At 37.9% G+C, this 13,586-nt stretch carries 7 protein-coding genes and 2 rRNA genes (1 of these 9 cut by a window edge); 4 read left to right on the top strand and 5 right to left on the bottom strand.

Annotation, left to right across the window (positions count from 1 at the left end; all coding sequences use genetic code 11):
• Nucleotides 1-382 precede the first annotated feature (382 nt).
• Nucleotides 383-1,444 (top strand): efflux RND transporter periplasmic adaptor subunit, encoded by a 1,062-nt coding sequence (locus tag QYS47_RS06070; RefSeq protein WP_322348049.1) that lies wholly within the window; start codon nt 383-385, stop codon nt 1,442-1,444.
• A complete protein-coding gene (locus QYS47_RS06065) occupies nt 1,444-4,476 on the top strand; it encodes an efflux RND transporter permease subunit (protein WP_322348048.1) in 3,033 nt (1,010 codons plus the stop codon). Before QYS47_RS06070 ends, QYS47_RS06065 begins: the two co-directional genes overlap by 1 nt.
• Nucleotides 4,477-4,551: 75 nt before the next feature.
• Here the strand turns inward: QYS47_RS06065 and QYS47_RS06060 are convergent, their stop codons facing one another.
• Nucleotides 4,552-5,322 (bottom strand): LexA family transcriptional regulator, encoded by a 771-nt coding sequence (locus tag QYS47_RS06060; protein ID WP_308357361.1) that lies wholly within the window; start codon nt 5,320-5,322, stop codon nt 4,552-4,554.
• A gap of 106 nt (nt 5,323-5,428) precedes the next feature.
• Complete coding sequence (locus QYS47_RS06055; RefSeq protein WP_302127277.1) at nt 5,429-5,695, bottom strand: hypothetical protein; 267 nt, start codon at nt 5,693-5,695, stop codon at nt 5,429-5,431.
• Between the two features lie 123 nt (nt 5,696-5,818).
• Here QYS47_RS06055 and dinB point away from each other — a divergent pair, with 123 nt between their 5' ends.
• Nucleotides 5,819-7,015, top strand: a complete 1,197-nt coding sequence (dinB, locus tag QYS47_RS06050) for a DNA polymerase IV (RefSeq protein ID WP_322348047.1) — start codon at nt 5,819-5,821, stop codon at nt 7,013-7,015.
• 8 nt (nt 7,016-7,023) lie between these two features.
• Here the strand turns inward: dinB and QYS47_RS06045 are convergent, their stop codons facing one another.
• A complete protein-coding gene (locus QYS47_RS06045; RefSeq protein WP_322348046.1) occupies nt 7,024-8,817 on the bottom strand; it encodes an SLC13 family permease in 1,794 nt (597 codons plus the stop codon).
• A 123-nt stretch (nt 8,818-8,940) separates the two neighbouring features.
• On the opposite strand from QYS47_RS06045, the gene dnaE reads away from it, so the two are divergent.
• Nucleotides 8,941-11,916 carry a DNA polymerase III subunit alpha gene (dnaE, locus tag QYS47_RS06040; protein ID WP_322348045.1) on the top strand — a complete coding sequence of 992 codons (2,976 nt, stop codon included), beginning with the start codon at nt 8,941-8,943 and terminating at the stop codon, nt 11,914-11,916.
• Between the two features lie 97 nt (nt 11,917-12,013).
• On the opposite strand, the gene rrf is transcribed toward dnaE, so the two are convergent.
• Together rrf and QYS47_RS06030 are read right to left on the bottom strand one after the other, a co-directional pair.
• A 5S ribosomal RNA gene (gene rrf / locus QYS47_RS06035) occupies nt 12,014-12,125 on the bottom strand.
• 138 nt (nt 12,126-12,263) lie between these two features.
• Nucleotides 12,264-13,586 (bottom strand): 23S ribosomal RNA (locus QYS47_RS06030); it runs 1,567 nt beyond the window's last position.

The raw sequence follows: 13,586 nt of genomic DNA, 5'->3' as shown, positions 1-13,586 counted from the left end.
TCAAAAAAAAAAAAAATGTAAATGCAAAACTTATTACATGGGTTATTCTTTAAAACAAAGAATATATTTGATACATTATATAATTCTTCAATTATTACAATCTTAGTTTCAAAAATTAAACAACCTTCATAACTCCTATATTTCAAAGCTATAAAATAATATATTTGTAAAAGTTTAATCACTTGGTTAAAGATTCTTGCCTGGCCATTCTCAATGCCAAAACATAGAAATATTTATAACGCTCAGTATAATTTTATCATTAAAAAGTCTACTCTAGATTTGCAATATTTTAAATCTAAAAACAATTTGTTTTCAATCTCTTTATCTTTCTTTTGAAAGTAACCTCCTAATATACTAGTTTTAAGCGTAAACCAAAATCTATATGCCAAGAATACTAAGCTTTCTGCTACTTGCCTTTCCCCTACTCTCATGTGAGAAAGAAAAAGAAACGACTGAGGAAACGGCTCTTCAAGGTATAAATAATACTGCCCCCAATACAATGGTCATGATGGATACTGCCCTGAAAGCCCCCTTTTATCTCCACATTCAAAGCTCGGGAAAAGTAAAGGCTTATAAGGATGTAAAGATATTAGCAGAAACTAATGGTAATATTACAAAAGCAAATATTCAATCTGGTCAAAAGGTTTCGGCAGGCCAAGAATTGATTCGCTTAGATCAGAGAGAGGCATTGCTGCAGTTGCAGTCTGCGGAAAACAACTACGAAAAGAATAAGCTGGAATTTGAAAACAGCCTGATCGGTTTTCCTAAATTGCTCGCTCAGGCGAAGCCCGAAGAGGACAGCCTGTATCAGAAACTTAAAATTGCCAGCGGCTTACAAGAAAGTAGCATTCAACTCAAGAAAGCTCAAATTGCCTTGGAGAAAACGATCATACGCGCTCCCTTCAGTGGAACTCTTTACGATGTACAAGCCTTTACCGGGAAAAATGTAGTGGCCGGTGATGAACTCTTATCAGAATTTAATCATCGTTTGATGGTGGAGCTTTTCCTTCTCGAAAGTGAAGCATTAAATCTCAAGACAGGAATGCCTGCAGAAATCACTAATGCTGCAATGAATGCTACTTTTTCTGGAGAAGTATTTACAGTCAACCCAAAGGTAGATGAAAACGGATTGGTGCAGGTGCAGATCTTGGTAAAAGGCCAGCACTCTCTCTGGCCTGGAATGAATGTTGAAGTTGAGGTGAGAATACCAAAAGGCGACAGACTGCAGGTTCCTAAAAGCAGCTTAGTTCTACGATCGGGAAAACCAGTCGTCTTTTCTATTGAGGGGGGGTTAGCCAAATGGAATTATGTGGAATTTGGATTTGACAATGGAGAGATGGTGGAAATCACAGACGGCCTGGAGGAAGGTATGTTGGTCATTACCAATAATAATCTGCAGTTAGCGCACGATGCTCCTATCAGTATTCAAAACGCCAAAGAATAATGACGCGATACTTTATCGAAAGACCCATTGCGGTCATTATGACCTTTGTTGCGCTTATTTGCTTAAGCGTTCTAGCCTGGCTTAACCGACCTGTTTCTTTGCTGCCCGATATTGATGTGCCTGAGATGGCCATACGAATTGATTATGCCAATGCTTCGCCTGAAGCAATCGAAAACAATATTCTAAAACCGATGCGAGAGTCACTTGCCACCATGCAAGGTTTAGACGATCTGCAGTCTACTGCCTCCAGCGAAAACGGTTTGATTCGATTGCGATTTAATTACGGCCAGAGAATGGATTTGGCTTTTGTAGAGGTCAATGAAAAGATCGATCGATTGACAGATCAATTTCCAGCTGATATGTCTAGGCCCCGTGTCATTCGCGTAAATTATACTGACATCCCCATAGCCAAGCTCCAGCTAATCCCGAAAGATGGAGATAATATGATCGAAAGTTCTCGTCTGGCTGAAAATGTGATTAAAAAAAGAATAGAGCAGATAGAAGGAATCTCAATTGTAGACTTAAATGGGATCGTAAATGAAGAAATTAAAATCATCCCTGATTTAGCAGCTCTTGAAAGAGCAGGAATTGAAATCTCCTCTATTTCTGAAGCCATTAAGTCAGCCAATCAAGAGCTTGGAGGTGTAGAAGTTAAAGATGGCCAGTATCAGTATTATATGCGAATGGCAAGTAGACTTAATAATGCAGAAGACATACAGGAAATTCCAGTTAAGATCAGTGAAAACAAATATCTACCCATCAAGCAGTTAGCTACCGTAAAAACTGCGGAAGGAAAGGTTTTCGGATTTCACTTTTTTAATCAGAACCGAGGCATTGTAATGAATATTCATAAGCAGCCTCAAGCTGTCATGACGGAACTCATGCCTGAAATAGAGAAATCGATAGAACAATTCAAGAGGGATTATCCAAGTCTTGATATCTCCATTACTCAGGATCAATCCGTTTTTTTGAAAGCAGGCATTAATAATTTACAAGGAAGTTTATTGTTCGGGGGTATTTTTGCTTTTGTGGTGCTCTTTCTCTTCATGGGCTCTTTTCGCTTACCTGTTATTATGGGAATTAGTTTACCGCTTTCTCTTATCTTGTCCTTTCTGTTTTTTGAAATATTTGGCCTTAGCATCAACATCATCTCTTTAAGCGGCCTGGCACTTGGGCTGGGTATGTTGATTGATAATGCCATTATCGTACTTGAAAATATCAGCAGAAAAAGAATGGAAGGCCTCAGTTTGATCGATGCCTGTGTGGCTGGGGTCAGCGAAGTTCAAGGGGCTCTTATCAGTTCCGTTTTGACTACCCTGGCGGTTTTTGTTCCTTTAATATTTTTAAGTGGGGTCAGCGGAGTTCTCTTTTTTGACCAAGCGGTCTCGGTAGGTATCATTCTTTCCGTATCACTTGGAGTGTCATTTGTATTACTGCCTCTGTTATATCGCCTTTTCTTTGAAAATAAAGCTAATTTCAAAAAGGAAGATAGTCGATTCTTCAAAAGTATAATGAGGGGTTTCGAACGTTCGCACCATTGGACTTTCAAAAATAAGTCGATCAGTTTTCTGATCATTGTCCTTATTATCCCAATCGGATTAGTCGCCTTCTGGAATTTGGAACAAAAAGGTCTGCCTGCCATTACCCGAACTGATGCAGTTTTGGATATAAACTGGAATGAACCCATTGATGTAGCTGAAAATGCAAGAAGGGCTCAGAATCTGATCGATGAGGTCAATTCAGCACTTAAATACAGCGAAACGGATGCGGGTATACCTCAGTATTTATTGAGTCTTGAAAATGCAGAATTACAACAGAGTTTAATTTACCTAGAGTTTGAGTCAGAAGAGGCCAAAGAGACCCAACTAGATTTGTTAGAAGAAAGACTAAAAAGATCTTATCCTCGTGTAAGCTTCGAGAGAAAGAATGCAAAAAATGCCTTCGATATGCTTTTCGCCAGTGAAGAACCCTTTTTCAGAGTTCAGTGGCAGGATCCTAATCTCAAAGAAGCGGATCCTGCAGCAGTAAAGCAAAAGCTCAAAACTTTCCCAATAAAGGATTTTGAGCCCGGCCCTTCCCTGCAGGAAGAAAGCAGCATGATTATGAATATTAAACAGCAAGAGCTCCTGAAATATGGCATAAGTCCCGAGCAAATCATCAGTCAGCTGCAAAGGGTATTGGGAAATTATAAAATATCTGAACTAAAGCAGTTCGCCATCATTACCCCGGTAATGCTGGAAACAAATCAGAAAGCTTTTGAGGATTTACTGTCAATTGCGAAAGTGAAGAATGCAGAAGGAAAAACTTATGAACTGAAAAACTTTGTTAGCTATGACTGGGGAACCCGATTGAAGAAAATTACTGCAGATGTTTCCGGCACTTACTTCTCTGTTAGCCTAACAGAAGATGATGTGGAAAATGAAGCTGCTCAGCTCCTGTCAGGTATCAATGAATGGGCCACTGAGAATGCTTTAATTCAGAAAGTATCGGGTCGTTATTTCTCAGATAAGGAAAATCTAAATGAGCTGGCTTTCATCCTTCTCATCTCAGTCGTATTGCTTTATTTTATTCTGTCAGCTCAGTTTGAAAGCTTCTGGCAACCTCTGATCGTCATCTTCACCCTGCCATTCGGTATCATGGGCTCTGTAATAGTGCTTTGGATAGGCGGTAGCAGCATAAATATTATGTCAGCAATTGGAATGGTGGTGATGCTTGGGATTATGGTGAATGATGCAATCCTTAAAGTAGATACCATGAATCGAAATGTCAAAGCTCTTGAGAAAAAGGATAAAGAAGGTATGTATGAAGCTATCTTCTCTGCTGGAATAATTAGACTTAAACCTATTCTGATGACCTCCATCACTACCCTTTTAGCATTAAGTCCAGTGTTATTATCTGGTGGCTTAGGTGCTGAACTTCAAAAACCTCTTGTGTTGGCTGTGATGGGTGGACTTACCATAGGCACATTTACCGCTTTGTATTTCGTACCCTTGATTTATTTCAAGTTTATAAAGCTTAAAAAAGAAAATTAATTTAAGTCACAGGTAGAAATAATTAAAATATTTAATTATCACCTGAACATATTATAAAATATAGCGAACTTCAATTCACTTCTTCAGCTTAGTTACCTCATCCTTAATCTCCAATACAATATTGGTAAGTTCTCGAAGACTCATTGACTGTTCTGCATTGTGCTTCACATCTGGAAATTTAGTGCTGATAAAAGCTTTAGCTTCCCATATTTCCATTACACTTTCAACAGGAATTTCGTAAGGTGAGTAAACTGTATTATCTGACACCATAAAAAGTACTCCCTTTTCATCAGAATAATTAAAAACTCTCTTGTAAACTACTCCTTCCTGCTCACTAACTATTATATATGTTTTGCCATTTCGGATATCTTGAGCACTTTCAACATATTCCCCAATAATGATGGTACCTGGTTCCAATGGCAGCATAGAGTCTCCACTAATTTCAAAAGCACGATAAGTACTATTGGTAGGTAAATTAGGTAATTGAAAGCGTGGTAATTCTTGTAGATATTCAGGATCCGCATAGCCATTAGTATAACCTGCTGAAGCTTTCTGAGGCACTAATTCAATATTTTCCCGCTCTTGACTATCTACTGTAATGGCTAAAATCTTTGTAGGCTTTCGAGCAACACTTAAAGGGCGAGATAAATCTTTCCCTATCAGATCATCAACTGATACATTAAATAAATCTGATAACTTCATTAAAGTCTGAATTCTTGGATCAGCCCTACCCTCTTCATAAGATCCTATTTGAGGCCGTTTCACCCCTAGTTCATCTGCTAATTCTTGCTGCGTCCAACCTTTTTCCTTCCGAAGATATTTTATGTTGTTATTAATCAAGCTCATTTTTTTATCTAGTAACAAGTAGTTTTATCAAGCATCTAGTAAAAGGTAAAATAACAAGATTCAAGACTGTATTTCTACTTATTTCTATATTATTTCGTTTCGTAATTTAAGAAGCTTTAAAAATCATCAAATTATCATGCTCACGATAAGCATCATTCAAATGATACAATACTTTTTGATGTAAAGAAATTTTATCTTCTGCACTGCTAAATCTACCCCTAATCCTATCTACCACTTCACTTAAAGTATCATGTGGATCAGCCAAGGTATAACCATACCAACTACTCTCACCAGCTTTAGACTTTACGTGAAAATGAACCTGACACCTTCCAGAATTAAGGCGCTTACTCGATAGCTTAATTTTTACATCCATTAACTTATTTTTTTAAAAGCTCTGAACTTTTTAACTCTAATTACTATTTATTTTAGTAATTTTGATAATAAATTTAGTATTAAATCCAATAAAAGGCAAATAAAAGCTAATTATTTTAGTTTTATGAAAGAAAATACTACAAGATCTATCATTCATTTAGATATGGATACCTTCTTTGTGTCTGTAGAACGACTATTGGACTCAAGTTTAAATGGTAGGCCTGTTATAGTGGGAGGTGGCCATAGAGGTGTGGTAGCGGCTTGTAGTTATGAAACCAGAGTACATGGGGTGCACTCTGCCATGCCCATGAAATCAGCCCTACAGCTTTGCCCTGAAGCAATCGTAATTCCAGGAGATATGCAGAATTACAGTTATTACTCTAAAATGATAACAGAGATTATAAAAAGTGAATCTCCCATTTTTGAAAAAGCTTCTGTAGATGAATTCTATTTGGATGTAAGTGGAATGGATAAATATTTCGGGTGCTACCAATGGGGAAAAGAACTAAGGAAGAAAATTATTAAAGAAAGTGGCCTCCCTATTAGTATGGGCTTATCTCAAAATAAGATGGTATCAAAAGTAGCTACAGGAGAAGCCAAACCTAATAATACTAAACAAATACTTCCTGGTACGGAAATAGAGTTTTTAGATCCTATGCCTGTTGGTAAAATCCCTATGATCGGAAAAAAAACATCTGAGCTTTTACGATCTATGGGAGTAAAAAGAGTAGAAACACTCCGCCAAATTCCTAGACAATTAATGGAACATACCTTCGGTAAAAATGGTATTTTGATGTGGCAGAGAGCGCAAGGCATTGACAATACCCCTATTACGCCCTATACCGAACAAAAATCGATCTCTACTGAAAGTACTTTTCATGATGATAGTATGGACGTAAAACAAATGAAAGCCATACTGGTAGCGATGATTGAGAAGTTAGCACATAAACTCCGTGACCAGAACCGCCTGACTTCCATTATCTCTATCAAAATTCGATACAGTAATTTCGATACGGAAAGCAAGCAGAAAAGAATAAGTTATACTGCCAGCGATAAATCATTAATTCGGTTTGGTAAAGAACTATTTGATCAATTATATACCCGCAGAATGATGATTAGATTAATTGGGGTTCGCCTCAGCGGATTAGTACATGGTAACTATCAAATCAACCTTTTTGATGATACTGAAGAGTATATCCAACTCTATCAAGCCCTTGATAAAATTCGCCATAAGCATGGGCTTGAAAGCATCGTAAGAGGAAATACCGTTGGATTAGACAAAAGACTCCGAAGAGATGAAAACTGGTTTGGAGCAAATTAATTTTTAAATCAAAGTGAATAAAATATTGGAATAAGCAATGATGCAATAATCCAAAACATGAACCCAAGCGGTGCCCCTATCTTAAAGAAATCTTTGAATTGATAATTACCAGCACTGTAAACCATTGTATTGGTTTGGTAGCCAATAGGAGTCATAAAGCTGGCGCTACCCGCCATCATAACTGCAATTAAAAAGGGTAGTGAATTAAATCCTAAAGCTTGAGCTATAGCCATTGAAAGTGGTGCCATTAAAGCCGCTGCTGCATTATTTGACATGATTTCAGTAAAAACCATAGTCAACAGATACACCATTGCTATAATAAGAAAAGGAGTTATTTGGCTTTCAGTAAAAGAAGTTAAATTCGACACAAGCCAATCATTCAATCCACTCTTATCCATAGCTGCTCCAAAACTTAATGAGCCCGATAGCAAAAAAATCACCTGCCAATCGATAGATCGATAAGCATCAGTCATACTAATCACCCGAAACAAACCTAACAAAAACACACCCGCCCAGGCAGAAGCAACAATAGGAACAATATTAAAAGTTGCTGCTAAAATCACTAGAGCTAGAATTCCACCTGATATGTACAACTTTCTTTTATCCGGTATATCCAATTCACTTTCACGGATTGATAAAAAAGGTGCGTTAGGATTACTTTCTGCTTTCTGTAAAAGCTCATATCCCCTATTACTAGTTTGTAAAAGTAAAATATCCCCAATCTTTAACCGGATATTCTCCATATCTGTAAACTTACGCTTACCTCTGTGCCTAATAGCCAGCAAGTGAGAATGATAATTTTTAAGAAAACTAACATTCCCCAGCTTTTTATCTACCAACTGCGATCCTGGCATCACAATTACTTCTACCACTTTGGTTTCTTCATTAGGGAAATTCTTATCCGTTATCGATTTTACGATAGATAAATGTTGATCCGCCACTATTTGCTTCACCTTTTCTAATTCTCCTTTTATGAGCATGATATCATCTGGCTGAAGGACTTTGCTCATTTCTGGTTTTTCAACAATCTCATCTCCTCTATTCAATTCCTCTACCTCAAAACTTAAGTCCTTCTCTTTAAATAATTCTTCTATACTTACCTCTTGTTTATCATCTGGTAAGTCTTGAATTTTTATTTCTGTCAGGAAAGTTTTTATCTGACTTTCATCCTGTAAAGGCTCAGATTTGGATTCTTTTGGCAATAAATGCTTTCCAGTAAACATTAAATACAGTAAGCCCACTGCTAAAAAAACAAGTCCGATGGGAGTCATCGTAAATAACCCTATTTCATTTACACCTTTATCCTGAGCAATTCCTGCCACTAACAGATTAGTAGAGGTTCCTATTAATGTACAAGTACCACCTAAAATAGCTCCATAAGAAAGTGGGATAAGAAATTTAGTGGGATGTAAATTTAGCCTTCTTGCTGCCTTTGATACGATAGGAATAAAAGTTGCAACCACTGGAGTATTATTGATAAAAGCTGACAATACCCCTACCCATGTGCTCATTCCTAAAATAGCCCCTCTATAGGATTTATTGAATAAGCGCGTAGTCAAGGGAGCCAATAACTTTATAACACCCGCCCTGATAAGAGCACTACTCAAAATAAACATGGCAGTTACAGTAAGTGTAGCGCTATTCGCAAAGCCTCTAAAACTTTCTTCAGGGCTTAAAATGTCAAATACTATCCAAAGCACCATAACTCCTATAGCTACTAAATCAACGCGTACAGCTTCTTTAGCAAATAGTACTACGGCTGATACTATAACTAAAATGGTGATAATTGAAGATAATTCCATTAAGGGTAATATATCAGTCTACAGTTCACCATGCAACATTAAATTAAAAATCTATTTTAGATATAGCTAATTTTAGTTGACTAAAAACTAATATTTTTAGTAATTTTACTAAAAATATTAGTCATGTATATTAATTGTCATACACACTTTAGTTTCAAATACGGCACGCTCTCCCCGAAAGAGCTATTATTTGAATGTATTGAAAATGATATTCATACTATTGCACTAACGGATATACACAGTACAGCTGCCTACATAGAAGTTTTTCGCTATCTTAAAAATGAATTTCCTGACTATTCTTTGAAAGTAGTTCCTGGTATTGAATTCCATCGGCAGGGTAAATTAATCTATATCGGAATCGCTAGAAATAATCATGGTTTCGAAGAACTCAATGCTTTTTTATCTTACTATAACCGTAATGATTTACCTATTCAAAGTAGACCAAGATTTACTGATAATGTTGCAGTCATATATCCTATGAATTTAGCTCCTGAAAGCCTTAGGACCAATGAATTTATTGGAGTAAAAACGACAGATCTGAATCGATTAAGATATAAACATCGGCAATTCCCGAAAGAGAAATTATTAGCATTGAATCCGGTAACCTTTAAAAACAAAACAGGCTACAATATGCATCGTTTACTGCGTGCTATTCAGCAAAACCAGTTATTAAGTAGGCTAGATAAAGAGTTACAGGCTAATACAGATGAATTCATGAAGCCCCAGCATGTTTTAAAACAACAATACCATGGATTTGAATTCATGCTTACTCAGGCCAATCAGCTTTTAGAAGAATGCCAGTTTGAAATTGAATTTCATCAATCTAAGAACAAGCGATCATTACTAGGTTCTGCAATTGAAGACTGGCATTACTTTGAATCAGAAGCACGAAAAGGTTTTAAAAATAGATATGGTAAACAAAATGCTGTTTTAACAGAGCGCTTTGAAAGGGAAATGGAAATTATCCGCCAAAAAGATTTTACAGCCTACTACCTTATCACCTATGATATGATTCAATTTGCTCAGCGAAAAGGTTTCCCCCATGTTGGGCGTGGCAGTGGCGCTAATAGTATGATTGCTTATTGTTTAGGTATTACCAATGTAGATCCCATTGATTTAGATCTATACTTTGAAAGATTTCTTAATCCATCACGTACCTCTCCTCCTGATTTTGATATAGATTTTTCGTGGCAACATAGAGATGAAGTGATTCAATATATGTTTGAAAAGCATAATTCTCATCACACCTGCTTATTAGGCACTCATACTACCATGAAATACAGAATGATGCTACGAGAGTTAGCTAAAGTTTTTGGTTTACCCAAAAGTGAAATTGATAAACTAGCTGACAATCCTTCTTACGGAAGAAAGGATCCATACATGCAGAAAATCATGCATTATACTCAGCATATGGTAGCGAAAGAATTCCCTGCTAATATATCAATCCATGCAGGTGGACTGCTTATCACAGAGAAACCAATCTATACATATACCGCAACAGAAATGCCACCTAAAGGATTTCCTGTATCTCATTTTGATATGTACAGTGCTGAAGATATCGGTATTTATAAATTTGATATTTTGAGTCAGAGAGGCTTAGGACATATACAAGACACCATTAAAATTGTTGAAGAAAATCAAGGTAAAAAGGTAGACCCTCGAAAAATTCATACCAAAATACTTGAAAAGGACCCAGCAATTAAGAACCTAATAAGAAATGGTGAAACAATGGGTTGTTTTTATGTAGAATCTCCTGCGATGAGAATGCTATTAGCTAAACTAGAATGCGAGGATTACATCACTTTAGTGGCAGCGAGCTCAATTATAAGGCCAGGAGTCGCTCAATCAGGGATGATGAGAACCTATATTGAACGTCACCATAGCAATGGCAATTACGAGTCTATACATCCTATAATGGATGAGCTAATGAAGGAGACTTATGGAGTGATGGTATACCAGGAAGATGTAATACGGGTAGCCCACCATTTTGGAGGATTAAGTTTAAGTGAAGCAGATATTCTGCGGAGGGGTATGTCTGGAAAATATAGATCCCGAAAAGAGTTTGAAAGAGTAGAAAAGCAATATTTTAAGAATTGTCGTGAAAAAGGGTATGATGAAAAAGTAATCCAAAGAGTTTGGTATGAAATATCAAGTTTCTCAGGCTTCTCATTTGCAAAAGGTCATTCTGCTAGCTTTGCGGTGGAAAGTTATGAAAGTCTCTTTCTAAAAGCGCATTTTCCGATTGAGTTTATGGTTGGGGTTATTAATAACTTTGGCGGATTTTATAAAACAGAATTCTATATACATGAAGCAAGAAAAGCAGGAGCTGAAATCATCAATCCATGTATAAATAAAAGCAATTACTTAACTAGAATCGAAGGCAAAAAAATCTATCTAGGTTTTATTCATATTAAAGATTTAGAGAAAAAAGTTGCTGAAAATATATCCCTTGAAAGAAATGTTAATGGCAACTTTAAAAGTATGGAAGATTTCAAAAGAAGAATACCTATTAAAAAAGAACAGCTGTTTGCTCTAATAAAAATTGGAACCTTTAACATCTTTAATAAACCTCAAAAGCATTTATTATGGAAGGCCTACTCCTTATATCATAAAAAGAAAGAAACTTATAATACCGATCTTTTTGCTTCTGAAAAGCCCATTGAATTTAAACTACCTGAAATGAATACTAATCCACTAGAAAAGGCATTTAATGAATTATTGATTTTAGGATATCCTATATCTAATCCATATATATTAATCAACAGTAACAAAACAGCTAACACTTATGCAAATGAATTAAAAATGAAGATTCATAAAAATGTTCATATGATTGGCTATTTAATAACAATAAAAAAAACAAGTACTAAAAACGGAGAACCTATGTATTTCGCAACCTTTCATGATAAAAATGAGAATGTATTTGACACGGTACATTTCCCAGAAGTTGCAACCAAGTATCCCTTTAAGGGGAAAGGGTTTTATAGCTTATATGGTAAGATTGTGTTAGACTTTAACTATCCCATGCTAGAGGTAAGTTATATGCAAAAGCAAGGGTGGTTAAACCCAGCCTATTCAGAAGCCCAACCCATGATGTCATGAGATTCGAATGGCTAAATTGTATCAAAAAGAGATTATCCTGAAAAGTACAGGCATAAAAAAAGCCTGATAGTTTTAAAGCTATCAGGCTTATAATAAAAGTTGGCAACGACTTACTCTCCCACCTTTTACGGCAGTACCATCAGCGCTGGTGGGCTTAACTTCTCTGTTCGGAATGGGAAGAGGTGTACCCCACCGCTATAGTCACCATAAACTCTTGAATGGGTTTATGATCATCTATCCCGATTGATCGGGACGGTAGTATCAGTAATTTCTTTAGTATTCCTCTCTTTTGAAGAATAGTTAACATGTTTTAGTGAAAGAGCACTAAAGTAAACATAAGACTGTTGAACGGAAAGCTACGGATAATTAGTACTGCTCGGCTATGACATTACTGCCTTTACACCTGCAGCCTATCAACCCCATCATCTATAGGGTTCCTTTAAAGAAGTCTCATCTTGAGGCGAGTTTCGCGCTTAGATGCTTTCAGCGCTTATCTCTTCCAAACATAGCTACCCAGCAATGCACCTGGCGGCACAACTGGTACACCAGCGGTTTGTCCAATCCGGTCCTCTCGTACTAAGATCAGGTCCTCTCAAACTTCTAGCGCCCACAACAGATAGAGACCGAACTGTCTCACGACGTTCTGAACCCAGCTCGCGTGCCACTTTAATGGGCGAACAGCCCAACCCTTGGGACCTTCTCCAGCCCCAGGATGTGACGAGCCGACATCGAGGTGCCAAACCTCCCCGTCGATGTGAGCTCTTGGGGGAGATCAGCCTGTTATCCCCAGAGTACCTTTTATCCTTTGAGCGATGGCCCTTCCATGCGGAACCACCGGATCACTATATCCGTCTTTCGACCCTGATCGACTTGTAGGTCTCACAGTCAAGCTCCCTTATGCTATTGCGCTCTGCGCACGGTTACCAAGCGTGCTGAGGGAACCTTTGAAAGCCTCCGTTACTCTTTTGGAGGCGACCACCCCAGTCAAACTACCCACCACACAATGTCTCCGCCAGATGGCGGATTAGGCATCAGATAAAATAAGGGTGGTATTTCAACAACGACTCCACCATGCCTGGCGACACAGCTTCGAAGTCTCCCACCTATCCTACACATATTTTACCCAATGTCAATGTGAAGCTATAGTAAAGGTTCATGGGGTCTTTTCGTCCCGTTGCGGGTAAGCGGCATCTTCACCGCTACTACAATTTCACCGAGCTCGTGGCCGAGACAGTGCCCAGATCGTTACACCATTCGTGCAGGTCGGAACTTACCCGACAAGGAATTTCGCTACCTTAGGACCGTTATAGTTACGGCCGCCGTTTACTGGGGCTTCAGTTCAACGCTTCGCACCGAAGTACTAACGTCCCCCCTTAACCTTCCAGCACCGGGCAGGTGTCAGGCCTTATACATCATCTTTCGATTTCGCAAAGCCATGTGTTTTTGTTAAACAGTCGCCTGGGCCTCTTCACTGCGGCCTCGTTATCACTAACGAGGCGCCCCTTCTCCCGAAGTTACAGGGCCATTTTGCCTAGTTCCTTAGCCACGGATCACTCGAGCACCTTAGGATTCTCTCCTTGACTACCTGTGTCGGTTTACGGTACAGGTACCTTATACATATGTTTAGAGGATTTTCTTGGAAGTCTGATTAGGTCCACTATCCACGCTGC

Origin of the sequence: Marivirga arenosa (assembly GCF_030503875.2) — a bacterium.
In the GTDB taxonomy this organism is placed as follows: Bacteria; Bacteroidota; Bacteroidia; order Cytophagales; family Cyclobacteriaceae; genus Marivirga; species Marivirga arenosa.
The sequence above is the reverse complement of the archived record's forward strand: the minus strand, read 5'-3'. Positions and strand labels throughout refer to the sequence as shown.